Here is a 26,097-nt window from a genome sequence, read left to right on the forward strand (position 1 = left end):
GTAAAAAGGGCTTATTATTATGCAAGGAGGAATTAAAATGGCTTGGATTTACCTTATTATCGCTGGTTTGCTCGAGATTGTATGGGCAATCGGCTTAAAATATTCACACGGATTTACTGAAGTAACTCCAACAATCATTACAATCGTCACAATTGTGATCAGCTTTTATTTCTTTTCAAATGCCTTAAAAAAAATTGCTGTCGGAACAGCTTACGCAGTATTCACTGGTATAGGGGCTGCTGGCACAGCGATACTTGGAATGACCGTTTTAGACGAAGGAGCAAATATTGGAAAGATTTTATTTTTAGGATTAATGATCTTTGGAATCGTTGGTTTAAAGTTGATTTCTACTGAAGAAACAGAAAGAGAGGAATCGTAACATGGCTTGGATTGCATTAATAGCTGCCGGTTTTTGCGAAGTGGGATTTGTGATTTTTTTAAAACTTTCAGATGGGTTTAAGCGGTTGTTTCCTTCGATTGGATTTATCCTTTTCGGTGCAGGAAGTTTTTATCTTCTCTCCTTAGCATTAAAGGAGATACCTATTGGAACAGCTTACGGCATATGGACGGGAGTAGGAGCTGCCGGAAGCGTACTTCTTGGCATGCTTTTCTTTCATGAAGCAAAAGATATGCGTCGAATTTTATTTATTTTTTGTATTGTAGCAGGTGTAATCGGCCTTAAAATCACTGGATAATGATGTACTACTTCCTTTCTTTTCATGCTATACTAAACTTGTAAACACTTTCAAAAAATAGGAGACGATGACAATGAACCTTGGGTTTGGAGAAATTGCCTTAATTGTATTTGTCGCTCTATTGCTTTTTGGCCCAAAGAAACTGCCAGAATTAGGGAAAGCTGCCGGAAAAACGTTAAAAGAGTTTAAAAACGCTACAAAAGGAATTATGGAAGAAGATGAAAAAGAAAAAGCTCCTCCTAAATAAGAGGCTTATATCTCTTTTCAAAGCTGACTCAAACGTTTGAGTCAGCTTCTTTGTGGTGAGAATATACTGAAATTCGATTTCGACCCGTACGCTTTGCTTCATATAAAGCCTGATCTGCTCCATGGACAATTGAAATCAGCTGTATGTGTTCGGATGGAACGACTGTCATTATTCCAACACTGATTGTGACACACTTAAACACGTCAGAAGCTTGATGGATAATTGCACGCTGCTGCACTTGCTGTCTAATAGCTTCTGCCATTTTTATCGCTTCATATTGATTAGCTCGAGGAAGCAATATACCAAACTCTTCTCCTCCGTATCTTGCAACAAAAGCCGATTCGTCAAAAACAACGCTTTTAGCAATATTCGCTACTTCTTTCAAGCATTCGTCTCCTTGAATATGGCCATAGGTATCGTTATACGCTTTAAAATAATCAATATCAAATAAGAGAAAAGAAAGCGGCTCTTTTTCTTCCTGTGCGTATTTCCACTCAATTTCCAACTGTTTATCAAGAGATCGGCGATTGTTCAGACCTGTTAAGCCATCTTTCATGGACAGCATTTCAAGCTTTTTATTGGCTTTGCGAAGATCACACTCAGCCTTCTTTTTCTCCGTAATATCTCGATATTCCCAATAGTGGCCAATATACACATGACCTTCATAGATTGGAATGTAGTCACGCGCATAAATTTTACCGTTAATAAACGTAATTTCTTCATCTACTATTGACTCTTTTGAATAAACGGTGCTTTCTACCGTTTTTAAAAACCTAGCAGGATCTTTCAACATAGGAGCGTGAGATAAAAACAGCTGATTACTTTTCAATCCCACGTATTGATTAGGAGGTCCGGGTATGTCAAACATGTCACAAAAAGTTTGATTAATAACAGCTACTTCGCGCTCTGGCGTTTGGTACCTGTCTTTGCATTTTGAATCATAACTGAAAACATTTTAGACAGCTTTTTATGCTGACTTGTCGTTACTCGAGATACATATATATATCTACCTACCAGATAGACCAAACACCCACCTATAAAAGAAGCGGGCAGTAAATAAATGATAATTGTAGCAGCGTGCTTGATATCTTTAAAAAGAAAGGACAATGAGAAGAATACGCAAAGCAAGCTAATAGAATTCATTAATTGAAAACGAATAAATGGACGATAAGGTAAGCGAACCGTCCACCCAGACAGTAAAGCCATTACGATAATTGCAGCAGCCCCTATTATTCCGCTTGCCGTAATTCCAAACAAAAGCAGACGCATTACCCCTACAATACAAGCCGCAATGATAGCGGGTACCATTCCTGCATAAAGACAAACAATTGTCACCGCTAAAAAGCGAAGGTCAAGAATAATAGTAGAATCTATTTTAATTGTATATATCATTAAAATGCTGCCTAATAGGCCGTAAGAACATCCGTAATAAATTAAGCGATACATTTTGTACCGTTTTATTCCTTCTACTCTAGAAATGATTTGCTCTCGAACTATACTCGCAGCAAACATGAAAGAAATAATTAACGTGATATTAAAGAGAAGTTGACTCACTTTATTCTTCACCTCTTTCCAAAAAGCTAAAACAAAAAACAATAGGCTTCTTAGCTTACATATTGTTTACTGCCCCTTTTTATAAATCGTGCTGTTTGATTTATCGAACAGCACGATTTTTTCCTTCATTAAATAAAACTCTTCTATCCTCTATTCGTTGCCGACAATCCTCTCTATATAAAGAGTGATTATCTTCCTTTTATACAAGAAATTCTACTTGTTAGTATACTACTAAACTCTATTTGCACACATAATATTTTACCTTTTTTTAAATATTTATCCATTTTCTATTTTTTGTATTTTCGTAAGGTAAGTAGTCGAACTTCAGCAAAAATAAAAAAAGAGCGTCGATACAACGAGCGCTCTTTTTTATTTATGGCGTAAAAATTCCCAAAGTCCTGGCGTTTTGGAAAAATCAAACGTCTTAACAGCGGAAAGAATTTTAATCTTTAAATCTTGCTTTACGTCTTCTCTCTCATGCAGCGAAAAGCTTTGAACAGCTTTATTTAGTTTTGGTTCCAGCTTTTTTAATAAACGCCTTGACGCCTCTTCATCTCCAGCTTTCACTTTATTTACAAGCTCATATAGAGTTTCCATTTCTTCACTTCTTTCTTAAGTCAGTTGTTAATTTCTCCACTTTTTCTTCAAGTCGCTTTATATTGTTTTCTACACGCAGTAATAAATAAAAAGAAAGGACAGCGGGAAATCCTACGTTTCCAACAAGTTGAAGCCACTGAGGATCAAACATGTCTATCACTCACCTTCATAATTTTTTTCAACTTGCTTAGCGCACGTTGATAATGATTAGAAACCGCTTGCTGAGAAATAGAAAAATAAGCAGCGATTTCTTTATGAGTCCAGCGTTCGACAATAATCAAGTGCAGCATACACTGCTGCTTGGCCGTTAATTGGCGAAATGCATGATGAAGAATACGATTTTCAAGTTGATTTCCTAAAAATTCATGCTCCCATACAGCCCCGTCCTGTACTCCTAGCATATCTTCCACTGTTCGATTTCCATCTAGCGCAGCCGGCTGCTGCAGGCGAAGAGGAATATAAGAACGCTCTTTTTCTTTGACACGCATAACATCTCTGGAATAATGTCTGCAAAGCTTGTTAATATAATGAAGCAATCTAACTTCGCTATAAAACTGATGAAATTCTTTGTTTAGAAGTCTTTGTTCTTTTGTATCATGTTTAACAACCGCTTTTTGTAATCGCTCATAGCGTTCTGATGTCAAAAATGTATTCATTATATGAGTCTGAAGAGTTGCGCTGTGGTTTGTAAGAAATGTATGAAAAGTACATTCTTTGTCGTGCCGCTTTTCTTGCTGCGAATAGAGCTGAGTCATTGTGCAAATCTCCTCCTTTTTTTCTTATACTTATTAAAAAGGGAGAAAAGAGTAAAATAACAACACCAAATAACGAACGTTTGTTCTTATATAAATTTAACTATATTAGGTTTTTTATGTCAATATGATGAATTGCTCATTAATAATCAAAACGACTCAGTAAAAAATAAAAAAGAGATTGAGACATAACGAAATGAATCCAATTTAAAGACGAATAAATAGGATACATGAGCTGATCCCGCTTGTGACACAACAAAAAAAAAAAAAACGAACCACTAATCAAATATTTTGATTAGTGGTTCGTTTTTCACTTCGGCTAAAATATTTTTATCCCGGCCTTTTTATTTCTTCTTCATGTAGAGATTATTCTTCGCCTAAAACGCGGTTAATACGTTTGCGAAGCATCGGCATTCCATTTCCACCCGCTTGGAAATGACGAAGCTGACCTTCTTTATCAAATACATAATATGCTGGTACATATTTATTTTCAAAAGCGTCTGTTAACTTATGCTCACTGTCTACGTAAATTGGCTGAGTAATATCGTGTCCCATTGCCATTGCCTCAATAACACCCATATCTAAGTCATCTTCCGAACGAGGCATATGAACTGCTACAACATTCAATTGATCATCATACTCATCACGAAGATCATTAACTTCAGGCATTGCTTCTTTACATAAATGGCAGCTTACTGACCAAAAGTGGATAAGCGTTGCTTTATCACCTACTAAGTCTTCCTTTGTTACTTCGTCGTTAATCCAAGATGTTGCTCCAGTTAATTCAGGCATTTGTTCACGTAATTTCATTTTAAAATCCTCCTCCACATTGATTAAACTGAATATTCTGTTTTTTATAGTTAGAAAACTGTCTTTTCTATTTTAATGGCAGCAGTAGAGGAATTTCTCCTCTACTCCACCGCTATTTATTAAAGTGTTTTTTGACCTGGTTTCCAGTTAGCTGGGCAAAGTCCGCCAGTTTGAAGAGCTTGAAGTACACGTAATGTTTCTTCTACGCTGCGGCCGATGTTGTTATGGTTTACAACTGCATATTGCAATTCACCTTCTGGATTAATAATAAACAACCCGCGAAGCGCTACGCCTTCTTCTTCAATTAAGACGCCGTAATCACGTGCTACTGCGTGAGTTGGATCTGCAGCTAATGGATAATTCAAATCTCCAAGTCCATTATCTTTACGATCTGTGTTAATCCAAGCTAAGTGAGTATGAATTGTATCTGTAGAAACGCCTACAACTTCAGCATCTAGATCTTCAAACTCTTCGTAGTGATCTGATAGAGCTGTAATTTCTGTTGGACATACGAATGTAAAGTCCATTGGATAGAAGAACAATACTGTCCATTTACCGTTTTTCATATTTTCTTCTAAACTTACTTTTCCAAATTCCTTATTTGCAAGTACAGCTTCCATTTCGAAGCGTGGTGCTTGTTTTCCTACCATACGTTCTGCCATGTCAAAACCTCTCCTTGTACAATGTATTTCACAAGCTTATGCTTGTATGTATTATTTTTAATGCAATCAATGACAGCTTCTATTTGATAACGATTATTAGTATCATTATAAACTAGTAATGACTATTGATTACATTCTTTATTATACACGAGCTATTATTATAGTCAATACTTTTTTATAATCATTTTAATCTAGGATTGATTATCGAATATTTTCCACTCTTTTTATTCTTTCCTTTGATTAATCCTATGTATGCAGGGATAGATAAAGATAGAAGATACTAAAAAACTTCCCTTGTTTCAACATATTTGCTTTTAAAATGTGCCGAAGCAAGATTTCGAATCTCAATTATGTTCTTTATAGCGACAATAAAAGAGAATGAGACATAACTATCTCAATCCAATTTAGAGACGAACAAATTAGAAAATGATCTAGTATGGATGACGGGTTACACCGCTGTTGATTTTCGTGCAACAGCTAGAAACAACTTCATACATGAAAACTACTTTTGTCCTATCAATAAAAAAATCCGAACGAGCTTGGTTCTCCATCAAGAATCAAACTCGTTCGGATCTTTCTTCAACTAAACTACTTTTGCCCAGCCTCTGTTATTTATTTATTATCATTTGGATATACAAGACCGATTTGCTCTCGCACTTTATCCATCACGTGCATTGTTAAATATGAATTCTCATAAGAATTTGTGTCCGATTCCATCTTTCCTTGCTTTAACAGCTCTACGAATTCATTTATTTCATAGTACATAGCAGGATAAGGCTGATCGACCGTTAACTCTTCTACCCGTCCGTCATTGTATCGAATTTCTACTTTTTCAGCGGTATGTATTTTGTCAATAATCATACTGCCTTTTTCTCCTTGAATTTCACTTGGCAAATGCGAATTTGTAATTTTAGAATACATGATGACCGCGTCACGATCTTCGTACTCTAAAGCAACTGACCCTTCTCCATCTACTCCAGATTCTAGCATAAACGCCGTCGCCTTTATTTTATGAGGCCCTCCAAACAACGTAATCAGAGGATAAAGACAATATACACCTAAATCCATCAGTGAACCGTTTGCAAGCTCTGGCTTAAAGGCATTAAGCACGATACCTTCTTTATATTTATCGTAACGAGAAGAATACTGACAGTAAGATGCAACGTATTTCCGAATTGGACCAATTTTATGTAAGTTCTCTTGAATCACTTTGAAGTTAGGAAGAAGGGTTGATTTCATCGCTTCCATTAGTAACACCTTGTGATTTTTGGCTACTTGAATCATGCGAGTTACTTCTGTTGCATTGGCTGCGAGCGGTTTTTCACACAATACATGCTTGTTATTTTTCAAAAATAAGATAGCTTGTTCCGCATGATAAGCATTTGGAGTAGCAATATACACTGCATCAATTTCAGCACTCGCCGCCATTTCCTCTAAATCAGTAAATATATGAGGAATATCATATTTACCTGCAAATTCTTCTGCTTTTTCAATCGTTCGAGAATAAACAGCTGCCAGCTGAAAGTCCTCTACATACTGAGCTGATTCTAACAGTCGATCTGTTATCCAGTTTGTTCCTATTACACCAAAACGAATCATCTTTTCATCTCCTTTTTATCATCTATGTTGTATTGTATCGTTTTTAAAAAGAAAAACGAAGAAATAATAAAAAATCTATACCATTTTCCATTGCTTTATATTTATTTTGTTCCATAAAAAAACAGCTCACATCAAATGCAAGCTGTTTTTCAATATGACTCAAACGTAAGCTTATGCTTTTTCACCCACTACAGCAAAGCGTTCATTCACATGGTTTTTATTCTCTAACTCATCTATTAAAGCAATCGCATAATCCGCATAGCTAATATAGCTTTCATTTTGACTATTTGTGATCACATGATCTTTTCCTAATTGATAGGCTCCCGTGCGAGCACCTTCTGCATCAAAAAAGGCTGCCGGGCTTAAATAAGTCCAATTTATAGTCGACTTTTCAAGTTTTTTTAAACCTGTGCCCATGTTTGAAGCAGTTGGATAATAAGCTGCTGGAAAACCTTCTGTGCTCATTAAAGGCGCTGTTTTTTCTGCATCTACAAATAAACTTCCCGCTCCGCCCACTACTGCGAGTCGCGTTTGCACACCTTGAAATACTTTAATAAGTGATTGTATAGACTCAACGTGAAGCTGTTCGCTTCCAGGAGGTGCATTAAATGCATCTACCACAGCATCAAACTGTTCAATATCTTTTGAAGTGATGGCAAAAATATCTTTTTCCATTACGTTTGTTTGATTTTTTAGTTTAGAAGCATTTCGAACAATGGCTGTTACTTCATGTCCTCTCTGTTTTGCTTCTTCCATAATTAATTGACCTGCTTTTCCTGTTGCTCCAATAACACCAATTTTCATTTTTATTCTCTCCTTTTATTTTCGTTGTAACCACTATAGTTACATAAAACACAAAAAAATTTGAGCTTTTTATAGAACTACTAATTCTTCTTAGCTAGTTGTAACCATTATAGTTACAATTCACTCAATTTGTCAACCTCGGTATTCATTTTTTTTACGAGATAAAAGATTTTAGTGGTTGCTAAAGATCCATAAAACAATAGCTTATTTACCATTTCAAAATATATCCATATTTTCAACTTATTTTTATCTCAGAGTACTTTTTTATGAAAAAAGGTTTCTTTTTTATAAAAAAGTGTTATACTAGGTATATTATTTCTTGTTCGGTGTTAACAAATAGAAAGACTTTCTTTAAAGTGATTCTTATTGAAATTGAGCAGAGATAGTAATATATTCGTGGATTTTCCACACAGGAGGTACTACAATGGTACAAGGTAAAGTAAAATGGTTTAATGCAGAAAAAGGTTTTGGATTCATCGAAGTAGAAGGACAAGACGACGTATTCGTACACTTCTCAGCTATCCAAGGCGAAGGTTTCAAATCACTTGAAGAAGGTCAAGAAGTTACATTTGAAATCGAAGATGGAGCTCGTGGACCACAAGCTGCTAACGTTCAAAAGTAATTGATTAAGAAGCTGTCACATTAGTGACAGCTTCTTTTTATGCTCTTTTTTGGATTTTTTATTACATTTTATGAAACTTTATCCTTTTTCAGTCGTATATGATAGTAGAAAAACAAATGAGGAGGATAAAGATGCACTCTATTTCACTATTAAATGTATCTAAAAGTTACGGTTCGTACAAAGCGGTAAAAAACATTAATTTAACCGTAGAAACTGGCGAACTATTCGGCTTTTTAGGCCCTAACGGTGCAGGAAAAACAACGACTATTAAAATGATGACAGGACTATTAGAACCTTCTTCCGGCTCTATTAATGTGTGCGGAATTAATGTGTGGGAGTCCCCTGTTGAAGCAAAACAAAAAATCGCCTACGTTCCTGATCAACCTACACTTTACTTAAAACTCACCGGCATGGAATACTTACAGTTTGTCGCCTCGATTTTTAAATTATCTGCTGACGAATTCGAGAAACGCTCCACTAAATGGTTACATCTTTTTCAGCTAGAAGAACGAGCACATGAACTCATTGAAGGCTACTCACACGGCATGAAACAAAAAATCGCCTTATGCGGAGCGCTTTTACATAACCCTGAAATTATTTTTTTGGACGAACCAACTGTAGGACTTGACCCCAAAAGTGCACGAACGCTAAAGAATCTATTACGTAGGCTTTGCGATAATGGCGTAACGGTCTTTATCACTACTCATATTTTAGAAATTGCTGAACAGCTTTGTGATCGAATTGGCATTATTTTAGATGGAGAAGTTATTGCTTTAGGTTCTATGAAAGAGCTTAGAGAGCAAGCGAACAATAATCAGTCCAGTCTTGAAGACATCTTCCTCGATTTAACAGGAAATGAAGAGCAGCAAAACATTATAGAAGAACTTGCAAAAGCTGGTGAAAATCAATGATGAAACTCTTGCTCCAAACAGAAGGAAAACTACTTCTTAACCATGTTAAATCTTCTAAAAAACAAGCTTACGCCACGATTGGATTTTCTACTTTATTTATTGCTCTTATTGTGTATTTTCTGTCAAAAGGCGTATGGAGCGTGGCACCCTCTCTCTCTTTTGAGACGGTGAGCAGCTTATTTTCTTATAGCTGTTTATTATTAATGGGCATGCTTGTCTTAATGGGAATCCCGCAGGTATTTAAAAACTTGTATTCCTCTTTAGATTTATCCTTTTTATTTACAATGCCCATTCCAACAAAACAGCTTTTTTGGGTGAAATATATTAAGAGTTTCCTTTCTACACCATTAATCATGTTTTTTCTATTTTATATACCGTTGATCGTCTACGGTATTCGAGTTCACGCTCATTTTTTATTCTATATTATTTCCTTAGCCGTTTTATTAAGTACAGCCGTGATAGGCCTTTCTATTTGTTATTTACTTAATCTCCTGTTGGTTCAACTTATTCCTGCACAAAGAGCAAACGAGCTTATGACAGCCATGAGTGCTTTATCAGGTGTTATTGTATATGTATTATTTCAACTTCCCAATTTCAGCTCTAATGGAGCACCTTTTGAAAAAGCAATAACAGCCCTTCCCTTATTTCCTAACTGGACACCTTTTTACTGGGCGAGCACAGCAATAACCTCAAGTGCTAAAGGATCTGTTCATGCTTTTTTACCCGCATTAAGTATTATGGGTTTGGCTTTTCTTAGTGTGCTTTTATCTTCTTTTTTAGTAGAAAAAGGATTTAGAACTGGATGGGTTCGTTTAAGTGAAGGAAAAGCCAAAAAAAGAGCTAAAATTTCATCTAGCAAAAAATATCGAGTTCACCATCCAGTTATGGTTATTGGGTTGACAGATTGGAAAAATATAAAAAGAGATTTGCGAGAATGGCTCGTTTTTATGCCTTTTGTATTCTTTCTGATATTTCCTACCATTGGCTTTTTAAAAAGTGGAGCTACTTTAGAGAATATTATTTCTTATAAAGATAATGTATGGCTCGGTGTACAAGTTTTCTTTTTATTTTTTTACGCTCTCTTTAATGGGTCAATGTCTGCTTCTTCAATTGCACGTGAAGCAGAGACAGCATCACTTATAAAAAGTCTGCCGATTTCCAGTTGGCAACTTGCACTAGGTAAGCTGTGGATTAGCTGGCTGCTCCCTTTCATCCTGCTATCAACTATTGAAATTGTTTTAGGCTTGTTCATTCATTGGTCTGCTGTGCAAATAATCAGTGGTATTTTGCTAAAAGGAATTTTAACTATTGGGATTAGCAGTATGGGAATTTGGTTAGGTACCATTGGTGCTAAGCACAACCCTAACAACCCTCAGAACCGTCTTACATTTGGTGTGTCGATTCTCTTAGCAATTTTAGCCTATGTGTATTTATTTATTGCCCTTATTCCATTTGCTTTACTAAACCTCCCTTCTTCATTTAAAGTATTTGCAGACGAACTTGCAGGAAGTGGATTCATTGGTTTCATAGCTGTTCTAGTTTCTGAATTGCTTTCATTTAAAATGGCACATCCTACTATAACTTATCTAATAGGCATTGCTCTTATAATTATCTTTTCAATAGGCATTGCTTTTCTGATGTTAAAACTTAGTACAATACGCTTAAACAAAGGTATTCGAGTGGCAAAAGTACAATCACGTTCCACTTTGGGAAGCCAGAGCTAAACAAAACATTTATAGAGATGAGGCACAGACAAGAGTATATTCGTTGAAGGAAGTTCCGAACGAAGTGGATTTTTGATGGAGAATCCAACTCGTTCGGATCTTTTCATTAGGATGGTGCACGTAGGATTCATGTATATAATTGCTTCTAGCTGTTGATTGGAGGGCAAGACGCAGACTCCTGCGGGAAAAGCGAAATAGGTGAGACCCCGCAGGAGTGCAAGCGACGAGGAGGCTCACCGGCCGCCCGCGGAAAGCGAAGTCTTGAACGGAAATCAACAGCGGTGTAACAAGTAGTGATATCTATTAGATGATTTATACCATTTGTTCGTCTTTAGATTAAATTGATATAGTTATGTCTCAACCTCGTTTTTAACCAATTAAAATTTGGTTTTCCTGCCAAAGATTGGTCAAGTTCGTATCAGCGAGCCGCTGATGCGTCTCTTTTACGCTAAGCCAGCGATGCTTGTTGAAAACAAAGCGAGTTTCGGGAAGTTCAGTCCATATTTCCTGTACAGACTGCACATTTAATAGAACAAAGTTTGCTTCGTTTCCTTCTTCCACTCCATACTTTTCTTTTCCAATCAGCCGGGCTGGTATACTTGTAATCATTCGGAGCAACTGCCGCTGATCATCCGGACTTCCCATATGTGCAGCATAGGCAGTTAGTAACCCTACTTGCAGCAAGTCTGCTTTTCCAAACGGATGAAAGGGGTCGTTCACGTTATCAGATGCAGTAGCAATTGGAATCGCTGCTTTTTGTATGTCGCGAATACGCGTTACGCCTCGTCTTACAATTCCTTTATCTTCTCTTCCCTGTAAATATAAATTAGAAGCAGGTAATGTGACAACTCCAATTTTCGCCTGTTTTAAAAGGTTTAAGATTTCTTTCACTTTTGCATCAGTCATTCCTGCAAGCGAGCAAAGATGCCCCACTACCACTTTTCCTTCCATATTTAATTCAATTGTTCTGTGAGCAATATTAGTTATTGTATCAACAGACGGATCATCGCTTTCATCCACATGTAAGTCAAGAGGTTTATTATAGGCTTGAGCCAGCGAAAATAGAGCATCAATCTCTTTTTCTGGATTTCTAGCTAAATGAGGACAGCCTCCAATCGCATCAATTTCAAGGTCGAATGCTCGTTCAATTTTATTCATCTTATGCATATCATCAATGTCTAGGTTAGAGAATAGCGGAACAACCTGCACGTCCATATACGGGCTTAATTCATCTCTCACTTCGACAGCCGCTTGTAAACTTCGAAATAAACTATCTTCTTCCATGCTGCAGTCAAAATCAATATGCGTTCGAATCGTAGTCGTACCGTTAGCTAATGCCTGCAAAGCAGTTTTTAACATTCGCTGCTTAATTTCTTCTTCTGGAAATGCCGGCAGGCTGCTGCTGTAATTTTTAATGGCTTCTTGAAGAGTTCCAGATATATTGGGCACTTGAGGAAGCGAATGAGCTTTGTCTAAATGCATATGCATATCTACAAATCCTGGTAATAGCACACGACCCTGTGCATCAAGTGACGTTTCTTTTCCTAACACGGCCGCGTGCAGCGGAAAAAACTCGTCACCTTCAAGATAGCCGTTTTGTAAAACGATAGAAGTATACATTCCATTTGAAATTTTCACTTCAAAAAGAGCGTGGTCGTGCATAATTGGCAAACGAACATTAATTAAGTGAAGCAACATAATTCCCTCCTCAATTTTTCAACTTCTTCATTTTTCATAGACCGCTTTATCTTCTCTATCATTTATTGTTTAAAGCATTAATTCGCCAAATTTCGCAAATCACCTTCTCTTTAGAGACCTTTATTTACAGAGAAAAAAGCAAGAACAAAAAAAGGAGCAGCGTCCCCACGCTGCTCATCAAAGAAAAAATGCTAGAAAATAGATAGAATGTACTTCCCATGGTTAAATGAGGGCTTACAGATAAAGCTTCAGTGAGTGATTTCATGCTTTGCATCGCTATTCTCCCCAGAAAGCAATGCAGATACAAACAAGAAATTTTCATCACTCGCTCATACTGTAAATAGACACATAAGAAAAAGCCCAAACAAAGGCAGGTCTCTCAAATACAATGAGCAAAAACCTACCCGCCTGGGCTTTTATCCCTTCGGTGTCATATCCACTTCTTTTCAAAAATGAATATGTGAATCGCTTGGACCAAACTTTCTACTGACGTAAAAATGGGAACCTAGATTCACTTTTTACTCATAGTCCTATCATTTACGGTGATAAGGTAGAAACGTCTGAGCCATATTCTCAAACATATATGAGTGAACCGTATTTAGCTTTTTCTTGTCTACAAATATACTATAGGTCTTTCTGTAAGTCAACTATAAACGAATAATCTTTTTAATAAAATTATATATAGTTCGCCTTTTACAAAAGTTTACTTTTTCAAAAAGTTTGTTAAACTATCTAACACAGTAGTTGCATCTTCCTATAATCCTGCTTATACTTCGAACTACTTACATTACCTATAAAGGTCTTCGCTCTGTTGAAGACAAAAAAGCGATCTAGGGTTCCGTTTAACACATGTTAAAGGCTGGTCCGAGAGAGAGCGTACGGAATGGTTCCGTATACACGGAGGGATAAAAGCCTGGGAGAATGACATCATTCTCCCAGGCTTTTCTTTTTTACTACTATAAAATAGAGGAAAGAAGGGATTTATATGAACAATCAACCAGCGTTAAGTAAATCGCTAAAGGTATATCAAATTGTGTTTTTGGGTCTTGCCTGGATGACTCCGATGATTTTCTTTACAGTTTACGGAGTAGCCTACGATGCGGCTGGAGGGCAAATGGTCCTTGCTTATTTAATCGCTTTTTTAGCTATCTTTTTTACCGCATATAGCTATAGCCGAATGGTAAAAGCATATCCGATAGCGGGATCTGCTTATACTTATACGAAAAAAGCTATACATCCTCGCCTTGGCTTTTTAGTAGGCTGGGCACTTCTTTTAGACTATATTTTCTCCCCTGTTATCGCTATTTTAACATTTGGTATTTTTATGCATACGGAATTCCCTTCTATTCCTGTATACGTATGGGTCATTTTCATGAACATTATCTTAGCTTTAGTCAATATTGTTGGTATTAAATCTGTAGCTCGTATAAGCGGCATCTCCGTTGTAGTTCAGATTCTCTTTATAAGTTTTTTTTGTTTATTTATCGTCAAAGATATTGCAACAGGTCAAGCTAGTTCTTCTACTCTTTTTTCACTTCATCCTTTTTTGGCTTCAGATGTACCGTTTACGACTATTTTTTCTGGAGCTGCGCTCATTTGCTTTTGCTTTTTAGGATTTGATGCAGTTACAACAATGGCGGAAGAAACGATTCAACCTGAAAAGACAATTCCAAAAGCCATTTTTCTTATTGTTTGCATCGCAGCTGTTATGTACATCGCTATCTCGTATTTTACACAGATTGCCTATCCGGGCTTCACGTTTACTAACCCTGATAATGCAGCCTACACCCTTGTAAAATTAGTGGGCGGAAATCTTTTAAGCAGTCTATTTATTACGGTATTAATTATTGCAACCTTTACTCAAGGAGTTTCTTCAGTCACAAGCGTTACTCGCTTTTTATATGCTTTAGGCCGTGAATCCGTACTGCCTCAAAAGGTATTTTCATATATTCATCCAACGTTTAAAACGCCCGTGGTGAATATCTTGCTTGTTACCGCTTTTTCGTTTTTGGGAATGTTCATTGATTTAAACACAGCCGTCACTTTTGTCAGTTTCGGTGCCTTAACCGCTTTTACATTTGTGAATGTATCAGTCATTGCCCATTTTTATATTAAGTTAAAGAAACGGTCGTTTACTGAAACAATACTCTATTTAATCTTCCCTTTGATCGGAGCGGCATTTATCGGATGGCTGCTCACACTGTTAAACAAAGACACTCTTTTGATTGGTGTCGCCTGGCTTACTGTTGGATTTCTCTATTTTTTTGTAAAATCTCGACTGTCGGCTCCTTTTGTAAAGAGAGATCATTCAAAAGTGACGGTCCCTGAAAAATAAACTGAAAAATCAGTTTTCGTGTCAGGTATTCTAACAAACTGCTTGTCAACTCATTTTCACTCATACTATACTACGATTAATCGAAAGCCACAAATGGATAAAGGTTCTTACAGCCGTTAAGAACAAAAAAGCTGTCTAGGGTTCCGTTTAACATATGTTAAAGACTGGTCCGAGAGAGAGCGATATAGCGCTACGCTGTATAACACGGAAGGATAAAAGCCTGGGAGACTACTCTCTCAGGCTTTTATCCTTTTTTTATTCTAAGGAGGTTATTTTATGAGTTCTATCTGGAAGCAAACAATCCCGGCTGGTGGAAAATGGTCAGGCCGAATTGGAAGAGGAAAATCGGTGACGTTTACCGCACAAGAATCCGGTGCAAATGTGTCCCTACTATTATACAACGCTTATGATTTAACAGAACGATACAACATGCCCGATACCTTAAAAGCTCAGCACACTGCTCACTTAACAAAAGGACACGTTCTGATGAGTGACAACGGCAGAGCATTTGCAAGCATCACTGCTGACAACACCGGCTGGCATGATACCATTTCAGGCTACACTACGCGCAGCTTAACTCATCAAAAATACGGCGCATCTACTTATCAAGAATCTCGAAACGAATGGCGAAGAAATGGCGAAGAAAATTTTTCCATGGAGCTTTTGCGCAATGGTTTAACAACACGGGATCTATTCCCTAACCTTAACTTATTTTCAAAAGTATACTGCGACGAAAAAGGCAATATGAATTTTGTTTCTTCCCATTGTAAAAAAGGAGATTTTATTACGCTTAGAACAGAAATGGATTTGATTTTCCTACTGTCTAATACACCTAACCCTCTAGACCCAAGCGAAACGTACCCTTCTGTTCCGATTGAAATAACCGTAGATGAAGCAGCTTCTGTAAGCTCAGACGACTACTGTTTAAATTTTAGACCTGAAAATAAACGAGCGTTTGAAAACACATGGTCTTATGATTTATTGCTTGGAAATAAAACACTATCAACGATTTAAAAATAAAGGAGGCTTTATAATGGCTGTATTTAATCGAGTGGAAAGCAACAGAAAAATAGAGAACGCAATTTATGATGAAACGGTACTGGCTGGGGACGGCTGGATGCATGAGCTTAAACCCGGCCAAACGCTTAGAATAATAGATGTAGAAGGCAATCAAGCAGCGGATACTTTATTCTTTGATGCTGAAAACCTAGAAGATCATTACAGTGCAGTATCTACGATTGCTAATCAAGGAAATATTTATTTATCCACCGGCACAGTGCTGCTTTCTCAATCTGGCAAAGAACTAGTCAAAATTGTTGCTGACACGTGCGGACGCCACGACACCTTAGGCGGAGCTTGTTCGGCACAAAGCAACACCGTACGTTATGCACATGACACGCTTCCGATGCATAACTGCCGAGATACATTTATGCTTCAGCTATCAAAATATGATAGCCGCTACACCAAAAGAGATTTAGCACCAAACGTAAACTTTTTTATGAATGTACCTGTGACGCCAAGCGGCGGATTAACGTTTAATGACGGGGTATCTGCCCCTGGATACTATGTAGAAATGGAAGCTATCAATCCTACACTTGTATTGATCAGCAACTGCCCTCAGCTTAACAACCCGTGCAACGATTATAACCCTACCCCTATTCGCTTAGTTATTTGGGATTCATTATAAAAAGGAGTGTTCATCTATGTTTACAAAAGTATTAATTGCGAACCGAGGAGCAATTGCCGTTAGAATTGAGCGAACATTACGACATTTAGGAGTGGAATCTGTAGCTGTTTATACAGAAGCTGATCAAGACAGCCTGCACGTTGATGAAGCAGATGAAGCCATTTTAATTGGCAGCGGCCCAGTCAAAGAAAGTTATTTAAACGAAGACCTTATTCTAGATATTGCAAAGAAAACAGGCGCGGAAGCTATTCATCCAGGCTACGGTTTTTTAAGCGAAAACGCGGAATTTGCTCGTCGCTGTCAGGCTGAAGGAATTGTATTTATTGGTCCTACACCTCAACAAATGGAAATATTCGGATTAAAACATTCAGCTCGGGAAATTGCGCAAAAAGCCGACGTGCCTTTGCTGCCCGGTACACCTCTTATTACAGATGTATCAGAAGCTGTATGTGCTGCCGAAGAGATTGGCTATCCCGTTATGTTAAAAAGTACAGCTGGCGGCGGCGGAATTGGAATGCGTGTTTGCCAAGATGAAAAAGCGCTTCAAGCAGCTTTTGACTCAGTTTGCCATTTAGCACAAACAAACTTTAAAAACAGCGGTGTTTTTTTAGAGAAATACATCCAAAAAGCTCGCCATGTAGAAGTTCAAATCTTCGGGAATTCTTTTGGAGAAGTAGTAGCTTTAGGAGAACGCGAATGCTCTATTCAGCGAAGAAATCAAAAAGTAATTGAAGAAAGCCCAGCTCCAAACTTCCCTTCATACATACGGGAAAATATGCTGCAAGCAGCTACGCGACTAGCTAAAGAAGTCGGATATCGAAGCGCAGGAACGGTAGAGTTTCTTTATGACGCCGAAGCGGAGAAATTTTATTTTTTAGAAGTAAATACTCGCCTTCAAGTAGAGCACGGCGTTACAGAAGAAGTGTTAAACGTTGATTTAGTAGAATGGATGCTTAAAGAAGCATGCGATGAGCTAGTAAACCTTCCTTCTTTGCTTCCTGTGCCTTCAGGTCACAGTATCCAAGCTCGTATTTATGCAGAAGATTGCTTAAATGATTTTCGTCCCAGCGGCGGGCAAATCGACCAAGCAATGCTCTCTAAAAGTGCTCGAGTTGAAACGTGGGTACGAGATGGGATTACTGTAACATCACTTTATGATCCTATGCTGGCTAAAATTATCGTTCATGGAAAAACACGAGAAGAAGCCCTTCTAAAATTGAGCGCTGCTTTAAAAGAAACAAGATTATACGGCGTTACTACTAATCTTCAATACTTGCAGGGACTGCTAGAAGAAAAAGCGTGCAAAACAGGCGACGTGTATACTCAAATGCTTAACTCATATAATCCGAGCGAACAAGCACTCGAAGTCTTAGACGGAGGCGTTCAGTCCACTGTTCAAGATTACCCGGGACGCACCGGACACTGGAACGTAGGGGTTCCTCCGTGCGGTCCAATGGATCCTTTTGCTTTTCGCATAGGAAATAAACTTCTCGGAAACTCCGCGGATGCACCAGGGATTGAAATGACCCTCCGAGGCGGCTCTTATAAATTTAGAGACAATCTATCTTTTTGCATTACGGGTGCTAACATGCATGCTACATTAGACGGCGCTGAAATCCCTATGTATAAAACCATTAGAGCAAAGCCGGGACAAATTCTTTCATTTAGTGAAGCAACGGAAGGAATGCGTACGTATTTACTGATTGGCGGCGGACTTGATATGCCTAAAATATTAGGCAGTTCTTCTACTTTTACACTAGGAAGCTTCGGAGGACACGGCGGTAGAGCACTTCGTACGGGAGATGTACTGCATGTCTCTGACTACTCTCACGTTGAAAATGAACTTGCCCTTCCCTATCAGCCAGCCCTGTCTAAAGAATGGTCAATTGGGGTCATTCCCGGCCCCCATTGTACAGAAGAGTTTTTACAGCCAGAATATTTACAGCAGCTAACAGATACAAAGTGGGAAGTTCATTTTAACAGTTCTAGAACAGGCGTGAGGTTAATAGGTCCCGCTCCTTTTTGGACCCGTGAAGATGGAGGAGAAGCCGGTTTGCATCCATCAAATATTCATGATAATGCATATGCCATCGGCACCTTAGACTTAACAGGAGATATGCCTATTTTACTTGGCCCAGACGGTCCCAGTCTTGGCGGCTTTGTTTGCCCTGTTACCACCGCTTCAGCAGAGTTTTGGAAAATAGGACAGCTTCATCCCGGAGATAAAATTTCGTTTAAATTAATTGACCTTGAACAAGCTGAAAAACTCAAATGTACTCAGGAAGACTTTTTGCAGCATATCGGAACATCTGCATCACTTCCTGTACTTACAAATCCAGTAGCACAGCCGCTCAAAAGCGATTACCCGCTGCTGATTAACGAAACGGAAAATAGACGCTTCCCATTTTCCGTCCGCTGCTCAGGCGATGCGAATATACTTGTAGAATACGGAGAAATGGAGCTTGATCTGCTGCTTCGCTTCCAGGTACATGCTTTAATGGAAGCTATCCAAAAGCGTGAGGATTTACCGGTTCTAGATTTAACGCCTGGTATCCGTTCTCTTCAAATTCATATTGATGCAACAAAGATGTCTATTCTTGAACTTTGTCAGCATATTTCAGCTATTGATCGCGCGCTTCCTCCTCTTGAAGAAATGGAAGTTCCGTCTCGCATTGTAAAACTTCCACTTTCATGGGATGACCCTGCAACTCAATTAGCTATTGAACGCTATCAGCAAAACGTTCGTCCAGATGCACCCTGGTGTCCAAGCAATCTAGAATTTATTCGCCGAGTAAACGGTCTGAACCACCTTGAAGATGTTAAACAAGTTGTATTTGACGCTAATTATCTTGTAATGGGGCTTGGAGATGTATATTTAGGCGCACCTGTTGCTACGCCTTTAGACCCTCGTCACCGCTTAGTTACAACGAAATATAATCCCGCCCGTACATGGACGCCTGAAAATGCAGTTGGTATTGGCGGTGCGTATATGTGCGTATACGGAATGGAAGGTCCTGGCGGCTATCAATTTGTGGGACGCACGATTCAAATGTGGAACCGACTTCGTCAAACGGAAAGTTTTGAAGCAGGGAAACCGTGGCTTCTTCGTTTCTTTGATCAAATTCAATTTTACCCAGTAGAAGCAGACGAGCTTTTAAAACTGCGCGAAGATTTCCTTCGTGGGAGATTTGAAGCAGATATTACGGAGACAACTTTTAAACTTGGAGAATATTTAAATTTTCTTTCATCTATTGAAAAAAGCACGGCTGCTTTTCGTCATACCCAGCAGGCTGCTTTTCAAACAGAACGAGAAAATTGGAAAGCACTTGGTTTAGCCGAGTACGTCTCTGAACACGAAACAGCTGAAATTATGGAACAAGAACTGCCTCAAGGTACGGAAGCTGTGCGCTGTACAATGCCGGGAAGCGTATGGAAAGTTCTTGTAGAAGAAGGACAAAAAGTTGAAAAAGGCGATACGTTAATTATCGAAGAAAGCATGAAAATGGAGTTTCCGCAGCTAGCACCTATGGATGGATATATCAGTTCTATTCATGTGAAACCCGGCGATGAAGTACAAGCTGGACAGCTGATTGCCGGTATAAAAGCTTTTGCTCCAATTACTCATTAAGGACGGTGGATACCATGAAAACAGTGAGCTTGCCTAAAACATTTTCGGTTCAATGGTTACGTGATATGTATATCAAAAAAGAATTAACTCCGGAAGATGTAGTACATCAAATTTTTACGCGTGTAGAAGCTGACAAAGACATGAATATTTGGATTACCCCTCCCACACTCGGTGATTTAAAACCTTATCTGGATCGCTTAGCTACGCTAAGCCCTGAAGCGTTACCTTTGTGGGGAATTCCATTCGCCGTTAAAGATAATATCGATATAGCACATGTACCGACAACAGCCGGATGTAAAGAATATACGTATATCCCTTCCGAACATGCTACGGTTGTTCAACGCCTTATCGATGCAGGTGCTATTCCTCTTGGAAAGACCAACTTGGACCAATTTGCTACAGGACTGGTCGGTACACGGAGCCCATATGGCGAAACGCACAATGCGTTAAAGCCAGAGCTCATTAGCGGCGGATCGAGCTCAGGGTCAGCTGTATCCGTAGCTCGGGGGCATGCTGCTTTTTCTTTAGGCACCGATACAGCAGGTTCAGGGCGGGTTCCAGCTGGTTTAAACCGTCTAATCGGCTACAAACCTTCCCTTGGAGCTTGGCCATCTGCAGGTGTAGTTCCGGCATGTAAAAGCTTAGACTGCGTCACTGCTTTTACTCATGAATGGAGTGACGTACTGCTCGTAGATTCCATTATTAGAGGAGTAGACGATCGAGACCCATGGTCACGCTCTGTTGTTCGGGCTTCTTCGGCGCTTCCTGAAAAAATTTATATGGTAAAAGAACCGCTTTCGTTTTACGGGCCGTTTGCTGAGCAGTACGAAAAAGCGTGGAAACAAGCTGTGAAAAAGATTGAAGATTTATCTATTCCCATCGAATACATGGACGGCTCGTATTTAAGTGAAGCAGCTGCTTTATTATATGACGGCCCTTACGTAGCAGAGCGCTGGGCTGACTTAGGAGAATTTATCACTTCTCATGAAGAAACAGCCTTTCCTGTAACCGAGCAAGTGCTTCGTTCAGGAGCTAAATCAGAATATGATGCTGCTGCTTTATTTCAAGCTTCACATAAGCTTCAATCCTTTAAACATAAAGCATATCATCAGCTTAATAATGCTGTTCTTGTTATGCCGACAGCAGGCGGAACGTGGACGCGGGAACAAGTAAGAGAAAATCCAATTGAAACAAACAGTGACATGGGGCGTTTTACAAATCATTGTAACTTACTCGACTTGTGTGCCGTCTCTCTTCCATCCCAAGATGCGGATCTTGATTTACCGTTTGGCATTTCATTTTTCTCTACATTTGACGGCGAACAATTCATTTGCGGACTCAGCGAGTTGTTTTTAAATGGGGAACGAACGGTTGATTCAAAAAAAGATACAACATTAGTAGCTGTTTGCGGTTTGCATATGCGCGGGTTTCCACTTGAATCTCAAATGCGTGAACACGGAGCTTCATTCGTACGAAAAGACCAAACCGCTCCTTATTACCAGCTTTTTAAACTGCCTACTTCTCCAGCAAAACCGGGGCTGTTGCGAACACATCAACAAGGAGAAAAAATTGAAGTTGAACTTTGGGAAATGCCTTTATCACTACTCGGCTCTTTTGCCGATTCTATCCCTTCTCCTCTCGGACTAGGCAAAATCACTCTTGAAGACGGCAGTGAAGTAGCGGGTTTTCTTTGTGAAGCTCATGCGACAGAAGATGCGGAGGATATTACGTCTTATAGAAGCTGGCGGGCTCTTCGTAGTTGAATAAAAGAGCCGCCTCTAAGTCGAAAACTCGGCTCAGAGGCGGCTCTTTTGAATTATGAAAACCTTAATTTAAAAACTCTCTTATTTTAAGATAGTGCTTATTTAGGCAGATCCTTTTTTATGTATCTTTTCTCTTTTTCATCCACCAGCCTGCACCAACTATCACTCCGATTACGAGAATAACAAATATTAAACGATCAACATCATGCAAATATTTTTGGATTTTTTCAATATCTCCAAGTCCTCCTACATAGAGCAAGAAAACAAACCACGGAAAAATACCTAAGGTGCTGTATAAAACAAAGTCCCTAGATTTGATTTTACTAAGACCTGCCAAATAGGTTATATAGTTTGCGATACTGATGGGACGGGAAATCGTAATACTCCATTTTCCATATTTATGAAACCATTTTTGGGCACGTTTTATATTTTTTTCACCAAACCAGCGCTTGGTAATAGATTCAAACCTGTATCCCATAACGAACGGAATATAGTTGAATGCGATATAAATAACGGTATTGACAGCTGAAACAATAAGGATTTTCCATATTGAGAGCTGCAGCACCGAGCCAATAAGCAAAATCGATAACGTACACGGAAAAGGAATTGCCGCAGCTTCGATTGCTGTAGCAATAAAGATGCCCACTATGCCTAAATTTTGTACAAAATCAATAAACCCTTGCACCTTTTTTCTCCTTTCAATCATACAAATTTCACGTTCTTTCATCATAACTCAAACTATTCAAAATTTCACGATTTCAAAGCAATTTTACTAGTAAAAAAAGCTCATACGCACCCGTTTGCTATATTCGATTATCTTCTATCATATGCAGTTCATAAGTGAAGTAACGCAAAAAAAGAAAATAGCAGAAAAAAACTCTTTTATTAGTTATAATAAAAGAGTTTTTTTCTGCTATTATTTAACTTTAGCAATGATTTTCCCTTTCACATGGCGTTTTGAAAGCTCTTCTAATGCACTTGGCACTTCTTTTAACGAGATAATGCGCTCAATCATCGGAGCTACTTTCTTCTCTGCTACTAATGCTAAAAGCTCATCGCCCATTTTTGCTAAATCCGCTTGCGCAATCATGTCATCAATGTGGTGTGCAGCATTTAAAGCTACTTCATGATAAGAAATCACCTTTGTAAAAGGCTTTACTTTTGTATAATCAGGTGCACCAGCAATATGTGCTAAATGTCCTCTATAGGCAATCATATCTAAAGAATCCGTTGCGTTCTTTGCGCTCACCGTGTCAAGCACAGCATCTACGCCGCGGCCATTTGTCAGCTCCAATACTTTTTCCGCGACGTTTTCCTCGCGATAATCAATTACATAATCAGCTCCTAACGACTTCACATACTCATGATTATGTGCTGAAGCTGTTGAGAAAACGGTTTTTCCAGCGTTTTTAGCAAGCTGCACGCCAAAGCCTCCTACGCCTCCAGCTCCTCCATGAATTAAGATGGTTTGAATATGGTTCATTGGAAGTTTACGAAATAGTGCTTCATACGCTGTGTAACCTGCAGTAGGCAAAGCAGCAGCTTCTTCAAATGTAACAGCGTCAGGAATGCGCGAAATTGAATGAGCAGTTGTAACCGCATATTCAGCATATCCGCCTTTTTTCATAAAGTCCCCGTGATAGACAACGCGGTCTCCTTTTTTCCAGTCAACTACTCCTTCTCCAACTTCATCAATTGTCCCAGCTACATCTAAACCTAGAATGTGAGGATATGTCCAATAAGGATTTCCATTAGTAGCCGTTTTATAATCTACGGGATTAAGTCCCACTGCGTGAACTTCAACTACTACTTCCCCTTTATTTGGAAGAGGTTTTTCTATTTCTTCTACTTTCATTTCTGTCCATTTATTTTTATCTTGCAATAATAATGCTTTCACAGTCTAACTCTCCTTTTTAAATCATTTGCCTAGCGTTGCTTTTATTATTTTATCTAAAAATGATTTGCTTACTATTTTTATTTTAAAGAGAGCTTGTCTATAATACAAATTAGAAAATAAATAGATATCCATAAATAAATTTATAAGAAAGGATAGCATAAATGATTGATTTTGAATGGTATCGCAGCTTTATTAGCATTTACAAATATCGATCCGTTTCTGAAGCAGCCAGAGCGAGGATCTTAACGCAGCCGGCCATGAGTCAGCACTTAGCTGCTTTAGAAGCTGAAATAGGGGAAGGTTTATTTATCCGTGCACCGAGAAAAATGATTCCAACAGAAAAAGGTAAAGAACTGTACACGCGTATTGTCCCGTTAATTGAAAGTCTAGAAGCTGCTTCAATTGAATTAAAAATGACCGCTTCATCTCCCGACGCGCTGCCGGTCGTAAAAATTGGTTCTCCCGTAGAGTATTTTACCGAACAAGCTTTAGAAAGAATAAAAGATGCAGGCATCCGCTGCTACAGCCAGTTTGGTATTGCTTCTGTTTTGCTTGAAAAGATACAAAGCGACGAAATTGATATTGCGATTACAACCCAAAGATTGCAAATACCTGGAATTGAATATACGGTCATTGAAGAAGAAGAGTTTGTCTTAACCGTCCCTCCTTCTTTTGAAATGACAGCTAGTAAAGACGTAGAAGAGTTTTTATACAACCAGCGGTGGATTAGCTATGGTCTTGAACTTCCTATTATTAGACGTTTTTGGCGGCAGCATTTTAAAAAACGACCTGAAATTCAGCCTCATCACGTGATTCCAAATCTTCAAACGGTGTTAAAAGCCATTCAGCATCACATGGGAATCAGCCTGCTCCCCCGCTATTTAATTCAAGAAGCGCTTCGAGAAAAAAAAGTAAAAATCGAACTTGAACATTTAGCAGTAAAAAATCAGATCTTTCTTGCTTATAAACTTAAGCATCGCGATCATCCTACTATTCAAAAAACGATACGCTGCTTAAAAAAAGAAACCTCTGCAGACTAGTCTGCGGAGGTTTCTTTTTTTGACAGTTGCTGTGCTGAATCTACGCCTACTAAATCTAAAAAGAAAATAAAAATAGGAATACCAAGAATTAGCCCCCATACGCCCAAGAAGTGTTCACCAAACACTAAAATGATAAACGTAATGAACGTTGGCAAGTTTGTTTTAGATGACATGAGCTTTGGATTTAATACATAGCTTTCAAGTGCGTGAAGTACTACCACCATAATTAACACAGATAGTACTTTTACACCGCCTCCTAAACTGTAAGCGATTGTACAAAGTGGAATGAGTGAAACAAATACCCCAAGAACCGGCACTAGCCCTAGTAGAAAGACCATAACGCCAAGTGCAAGCAAATTAGGAAACCCTAACACCCACAGCGCAATAACGGACAAAATGCTGTTCACAAAAGCGATAATAAACTGAACTTCTATTACCTTGCCGAAGGAATTAACAAATTTTCTCCCCAAATAGCCAGCTTCTTTGAAAAACCAGCCCAGCCTAGATTGTTCCAGTTGGACAAATAATCGGTGAATCCGCGACTTTTCAAGTAAAAAGAATAGGCTTAACAAGAGTGCTAAGAAAACTTGTGCACTTACTTTTCCAATATTAGATAAATAGCTGTATACTAAATCAATATTCTGCTGAATATTCTCTGGTGATTTGAATCTCTTTAGATTATCGATAATATAGGTGACGAATGTATTATCAGGGGGGTGTTTGTAAAAATACATCAGCTTCTGTACAAGCTCAGTAACTTGCGTCATAATAACCGGGATATATACATATCCTACAATACCGAGCGCCCCAATCAGTGCGATATAGATGACGATGAGTATAAGCGTTGAATTAAGCGGAAGCTTTCTTCTTAACGTTTGTTGAAGACGACCAATTAAAAAGGTGAAAATAAACGTAAATAACAGCAGCTGAAGCATACTTCTAATGCTGACAAGTAAAACTGTAATGATAATAAGCGTAATGATGCGAATAGTAAGTTTGTTGTGAAGCCAACTTCTTGCAATATTCATGAAACCTTCAATTCTCCTATCTCTCTTTTTCCCAAGTCATTTGT

26 protein-coding genes and 3 riboswitches are annotated in these 26,097 nt (G+C 38.5%); of the genes, 13 read left to right on the plus strand and 13 right to left on the minus strand.

Annotated elements, in window-relative coordinates; translation table 11 throughout:
- The first annotated feature begins 37 nt into the window (after nt 1–37).
- From sugE to ACFX4G_RS12875, 3 genes are all read left to right on the plus strand, one after another.
- Nucleotides 38–379 carry a quaternary ammonium compound efflux SMR transporter SugE gene (gene sugE / locus ACFX4G_RS12865; protein ID WP_043980074.1) on the plus strand — a complete coding sequence of 114 codons (342 nt, stop codon included), beginning with the start codon at nt 38–40 and terminating at the stop codon, nt 377–379.
- Between the two features lies 1 nt (nt 380).
- On the plus strand, nt 381–695 hold the full coding sequence (locus ACFX4G_RS12870) for a DMT family transporter (RefSeq protein WP_047933611.1): 315 nt from the start codon (nt 381–383) through the stop codon (nt 693–695).
- Nucleotides 696–768: 73 nt separating this feature from the next.
- Entirely contained in the window at nt 769–942 is a 174-nt protein-coding gene (locus tag ACFX4G_RS12875; protein ID WP_013055701.1) for a twin-arginine translocase TatA/TatE family subunit, read from the plus strand.
- Between the two features lie 28 nt (nt 943–970).
- Here the strand turns inward: ACFX4G_RS12875 and ACFX4G_RS12880 are convergent, their stop codons facing one another.
- The 9 genes from ACFX4G_RS12880 to ACFX4G_RS12920 form a co-directional block, all read right to left on the minus strand.
- Nucleotides 971–1,771 carry a GGDEF domain-containing protein gene (locus ACFX4G_RS12880; protein ID WP_377575155.1) on the minus strand — a complete coding sequence of 267 codons (801 nt, stop codon included), beginning with the start codon at nt 1,769–1,771 and terminating at the stop codon, nt 971–973.
- Nucleotides 1,772–1,836: 65 nt separating this feature from the next.
- On the minus strand, nt 1,837–2,496 hold the full coding sequence (locus tag ACFX4G_RS12885; protein WP_255255741.1) for a LytS/YhcK type 5TM receptor domain-containing protein: 660 nt from the start codon (nt 2,494–2,496) through the stop codon (nt 1,837–1,839).
- Nucleotides 2,497–2,865: 369 nt separating this feature from the next.
- Complete coding sequence (locus ACFX4G_RS12890) at nt 2,866–3,093, minus strand: helix-turn-helix domain-containing protein (protein WP_013055697.1); 228 nt, start codon at nt 3,091–3,093, stop codon at nt 2,866–2,868.
- Between the two features lie 4 nt (nt 3,094–3,097).
- A complete protein-coding gene (locus ACFX4G_RS12895) occupies nt 3,098–3,244 on the minus strand; it encodes a YvrJ family protein (RefSeq protein ID WP_013082003.1) in 147 nt (48 codons plus the stop codon).
- A complete protein-coding gene (locus ACFX4G_RS12900) occupies nt 3,237–3,848 on the minus strand; it encodes a sigma-70 family RNA polymerase sigma factor (RefSeq protein ID WP_097824189.1) in 612 nt (203 codons plus the stop codon). Before ACFX4G_RS12900 ends, ACFX4G_RS12895 begins: the two co-directional genes overlap by 8 nt.
- Before the next feature lie 363 nt (nt 3,849–4,211).
- Nucleotides 4,212–4,655 (minus strand): TlpA family protein disulfide reductase, encoded by a 444-nt coding sequence (locus tag ACFX4G_RS12905; RefSeq protein ID WP_013055693.1) that lies wholly within the window; start codon nt 4,653–4,655, stop codon nt 4,212–4,214.
- Nucleotides 4,656–4,774: 119 nt separating this feature from the next.
- On the minus strand, nt 4,775–5,317 hold the full coding sequence (locus ACFX4G_RS12910; protein WP_014461319.1) for a peroxiredoxin: 543 nt from the start codon (nt 5,315–5,317) through the stop codon (nt 4,775–4,777).
- A 612-nt stretch (nt 5,318–5,929) separates the two neighbouring features.
- Nucleotides 5,930–6,916, minus strand: a complete 987-nt coding sequence (locus ACFX4G_RS12915; RefSeq protein WP_097824190.1) for a Gfo/Idh/MocA family protein — start codon at nt 6,914–6,916, stop codon at nt 5,930–5,932.
- A 171-nt stretch (nt 6,917–7,087) separates the two neighbouring features.
- Nucleotides 7,088–7,720: an NAD(P)-dependent oxidoreductase gene (locus ACFX4G_RS12920; RefSeq protein WP_377575161.1), complete on the minus strand. Its 633-nt coding sequence runs from the start codon at nt 7,718–7,720 to the stop codon at nt 7,088–7,090.
- Between the two features lie 424 nt (nt 7,721–8,144).
- Between ACFX4G_RS12920 and ACFX4G_RS12925 the strand changes: the two genes are divergently transcribed.
- The 4 genes from ACFX4G_RS12925 (at nt 8,145) to ACFX4G_RS12940 (ending at nt 11,264) form a co-directional block, all read left to right on the plus strand.
- Complete coding sequence (locus tag ACFX4G_RS12925; RefSeq protein ID WP_013055689.1) at nt 8,145–8,342, plus strand: cold-shock protein; 198 nt, start codon at nt 8,145–8,147, stop codon at nt 8,340–8,342.
- A 131-nt stretch (nt 8,343–8,473) separates the two neighbouring features.
- Nucleotides 8,474–9,253 (plus strand): ABC transporter ATP-binding protein, encoded by a 780-nt coding sequence (locus tag ACFX4G_RS12930; protein ID WP_230183680.1) that lies wholly within the window; start codon nt 8,474–8,476, stop codon nt 9,251–9,253.
- Nucleotides 9,250–10,977 carry a putative ABC transporter permease subunit gene (locus tag ACFX4G_RS12935; RefSeq protein ID WP_377575164.1) on the plus strand — a complete coding sequence of 576 codons (1,728 nt, stop codon included), beginning with the start codon at nt 9,250–9,252 and terminating at the stop codon, nt 10,975–10,977. Before ACFX4G_RS12930 ends, ACFX4G_RS12935 begins: the two co-directional genes overlap by 4 nt.
- 152 nt (nt 10,978–11,129) lie before the next feature.
- Nucleotides 11,130–11,264, plus strand: coding sequence for a hypothetical protein (locus ACFX4G_RS12940; protein ID WP_255255743.1), 135 nt, complete (start codon nt 11,130–11,132; stop codon nt 11,262–11,264).
- A gap of 82 nt (nt 11,265–11,346) precedes the next feature.
- Here ACFX4G_RS12940 and ACFX4G_RS12945 read toward each other — a convergent pair whose 3' ends face one another.
- Nucleotides 11,347–12,675 carry an amidohydrolase family protein gene (locus tag ACFX4G_RS12945; RefSeq protein ID WP_377575167.1) on the minus strand — a complete coding sequence of 443 codons (1,329 nt, stop codon included), beginning with the start codon at nt 12,673–12,675 and terminating at the stop codon, nt 11,347–11,349.
- A gap of 505 nt (nt 12,676–13,180) precedes the next feature.
- Nucleotides 13,181–13,282: riboswitch (purine riboswitch) on the minus strand.
- Between the two features lie 212 nt (nt 13,283–13,494).
- Nucleotides 13,495–13,597, plus strand: a riboswitch (guanidine-I (ykkC/yxkD leader).
- Nucleotides 13,598–13,660: 63 nt separating this feature from the next.
- On the opposite strand from ACFX4G_RS12945, the gene ACFX4G_RS12950 reads away from it, so the two are divergent.
- The 5 genes from ACFX4G_RS12950 (at nt 13,661) to atzF (ending at nt 22,088) form a co-directional block, all read left to right on the plus strand.
- Nucleotides 13,661–15,010: an APC family permease gene (locus ACFX4G_RS12950; protein WP_377575169.1), complete on the plus strand. Its 1,350-nt coding sequence runs from the start codon at nt 13,661–13,663 to the stop codon at nt 15,008–15,010.
- A 124-nt stretch (nt 15,011–15,134) separates the two neighbouring features.
- Nucleotides 15,135–15,239, plus strand: a riboswitch (guanidine-I (ykkC/yxkD leader).
- 47 nt (nt 15,240–15,286) lie between these two features.
- Nucleotides 15,287–16,024 (plus strand): urea amidolyase associated protein UAAP1, encoded by a 738-nt coding sequence (locus ACFX4G_RS12955; protein ID WP_377575172.1) that lies wholly within the window; start codon nt 15,287–15,289, stop codon nt 16,022–16,024.
- A 19-nt stretch (nt 16,025–16,043) separates the two neighbouring features.
- The gene (locus ACFX4G_RS12960) at nt 16,044–16,697 is read left to right on the plus strand and encodes an urea amidolyase associated protein UAAP2 (RefSeq protein ID WP_013081995.1); all 654 of its coding nucleotides are present in this window, start codon (nt 16,044–16,046) and stop codon (nt 16,695–16,697) included.
- A 16-nt stretch (nt 16,698–16,713) separates the two neighbouring features.
- Nucleotides 16,714–20,325, plus strand: a complete 3,612-nt coding sequence (gene uca, locus ACFX4G_RS12965) for an urea carboxylase (protein ID WP_377575177.1) — start codon at nt 16,714–16,716, stop codon at nt 20,323–20,325.
- Nucleotides 20,326–20,339: 14 nt separating this feature from the next.
- Nucleotides 20,340–22,088, plus strand: coding sequence for an allophanate hydrolase (gene atzF / locus ACFX4G_RS12970; protein WP_377575180.1), 1,749 nt, complete (start codon nt 20,340–20,342; stop codon nt 22,086–22,088).
- A gap of 118 nt (nt 22,089–22,206) precedes the next feature.
- On the opposite strand, the gene ACFX4G_RS12975 is transcribed toward atzF, so the two are convergent.
- Nucleotides 22,207–22,773 (minus strand): DedA family protein, encoded by a 567-nt coding sequence (locus ACFX4G_RS12975; RefSeq protein WP_230183675.1) that lies wholly within the window; start codon nt 22,771–22,773, stop codon nt 22,207–22,209.
- Nucleotides 22,774–23,004: 231 nt separating this feature from the next.
- Nucleotides 23,005–23,985: a zinc-binding dehydrogenase gene (locus ACFX4G_RS12980; RefSeq protein ID WP_028407670.1), complete on the minus strand. Its 981-nt coding sequence runs from the start codon at nt 23,983–23,985 to the stop codon at nt 23,005–23,007.
- Between the two features lie 161 nt (nt 23,986–24,146).
- Here ACFX4G_RS12980 and ACFX4G_RS12985 point away from each other — a divergent pair, with 161 nt between their 5' ends.
- Nucleotides 24,147–25,025, plus strand: coding sequence for a LysR family transcriptional regulator (locus tag ACFX4G_RS12985; RefSeq protein ID WP_043980098.1), 879 nt, complete (start codon nt 24,147–24,149; stop codon nt 25,023–25,025).
- Here ACFX4G_RS12985 and ACFX4G_RS12990 read toward each other — a convergent pair.
- Nucleotides 25,022–26,053: an AI-2E family transporter gene (locus ACFX4G_RS12990; RefSeq protein ID WP_028407669.1), complete on the minus strand. Its 1,032-nt coding sequence runs from the start codon at nt 26,051–26,053 to the stop codon at nt 25,022–25,024. The two genes, ACFX4G_RS12985 and ACFX4G_RS12990, sit on opposite strands and share 4 nt — an antisense overlap.
- Nucleotides 26,054–26,097 lie beyond the last annotated feature (44 nt).

Origin of the sequence: Priestia sp. YIM B13486 (genome assembly GCF_042787865.1) — a bacterium.
Classification (GTDB): domain Bacteria; phylum Bacillota; class Bacilli; order Bacillales; family Bacillaceae_H; genus Priestia; species Priestia megaterium.

Excerpts from the sequence above, each read along its gene's own strand:
- sugE (WP_043980074.1), top strand. The coding sequence starts at position 38 with ATGGCTTGGATTTACCTTATTATCGCTGGTTTGCTCGAGATTGTATGG.
- ACFX4G_RS12870 (WP_047933611.1), top strand. The coding sequence starts at position 381 with ATGGCTTGGATTGCATTAATAGCTGCCGGTTTTTGCGAAGTGGGATTT.
- ACFX4G_RS12875 (WP_013055701.1), top strand. The coding sequence starts at position 769 with ATGAACCTTGGGTTTGGAGAAATTGCCTTAATTGTATTTGTCGCTCTA.
- ACFX4G_RS12890 (WP_013055697.1), bottom strand. The coding sequence starts at position 3,093 with ATGGAAACTCTATATGAGCTTGTAAATAAAGTGAAAGCTGGAGATGAA.
- ACFX4G_RS12895 (WP_013082003.1), bottom strand. The coding sequence starts at position 3,244 with ATGTTTGATCCTCAGTGGCTTCAACTTGTTGGAAACGTAGGATTTCCC.
- ACFX4G_RS12900 (WP_097824189.1), bottom strand. The coding sequence starts at position 3,848 with ATGACTCAGCTCTATTCGCAGCAAGAAAAGCGGCACGACAAAGAATGT.
- ACFX4G_RS12905 (WP_013055693.1), bottom strand. The coding sequence starts at position 4,655 with ATGAAATTACGTGAACAAATGCCTGAATTAACTGGAGCAACATCTTGG.
- ACFX4G_RS12910 (WP_014461319.1), bottom strand. The coding sequence starts at position 5,317 with ATGGCAGAACGTATGGTAGGAAAACAAGCACCACGCTTCGAAATGGAA.
- ACFX4G_RS12915 (WP_097824190.1), bottom strand. The coding sequence starts at position 6,916 with ATGATTCGTTTTGGTGTAATAGGAACAAACTGGATAACAGATCGACTG.
- ACFX4G_RS12920 (WP_377575161.1), bottom strand. The coding sequence starts at position 7,720 with ATGAAAATTGGTGTTATTGGAGCAACAGGAAAAGCAGGTCAATTAATT.
- ACFX4G_RS12925 (WP_013055689.1), top strand. The coding sequence starts at position 8,145 with ATGGTACAAGGTAAAGTAAAATGGTTTAATGCAGAAAAAGGTTTTGGA.
- ACFX4G_RS12930 (WP_230183680.1), top strand. The coding sequence starts at position 8,474 with ATGCACTCTATTTCACTATTAAATGTATCTAAAAGTTACGGTTCGTAC.
- ACFX4G_RS12935 (WP_377575164.1), top strand. The coding sequence starts at position 9,250 with ATGATGAAACTCTTGCTCCAAACAGAAGGAAAACTACTTCTTAACCAT.
- ACFX4G_RS12945 (WP_377575167.1), bottom strand. The coding sequence starts at position 12,675 with ATGTTGCTTCACTTAATTAATGTTCGTTTGCCAATTATGCACGACCAC.
- ACFX4G_RS12950 (WP_377575169.1), top strand. The coding sequence starts at position 13,661 with ATGAACAATCAACCAGCGTTAAGTAAATCGCTAAAGGTATATCAAATT.
- ACFX4G_RS12955 (WP_377575172.1), top strand. The coding sequence starts at position 15,287 with ATGAGTTCTATCTGGAAGCAAACAATCCCGGCTGGTGGAAAATGGTCA.
- ACFX4G_RS12960 (WP_013081995.1), top strand. The coding sequence starts at position 16,044 with ATGGCTGTATTTAATCGAGTGGAAAGCAACAGAAAAATAGAGAACGCA.
- uca (WP_377575177.1), top strand. The coding sequence starts at position 16,714 with ATGTTTACAAAAGTATTAATTGCGAACCGAGGAGCAATTGCCGTTAGA.
- atzF (WP_377575180.1), top strand. The coding sequence starts at position 20,340 with ATGAAAACAGTGAGCTTGCCTAAAACATTTTCGGTTCAATGGTTACGT.
- ACFX4G_RS12985 (WP_043980098.1), top strand. The coding sequence starts at position 24,147 with ATGATTGATTTTGAATGGTATCGCAGCTTTATTAGCATTTACAAATAT.
- ACFX4G_RS12990 (WP_028407669.1), bottom strand. The coding sequence starts at position 26,053 with ATGAATATTGCAAGAAGTTGGCTTCACAACAAACTTACTATTCGCATC.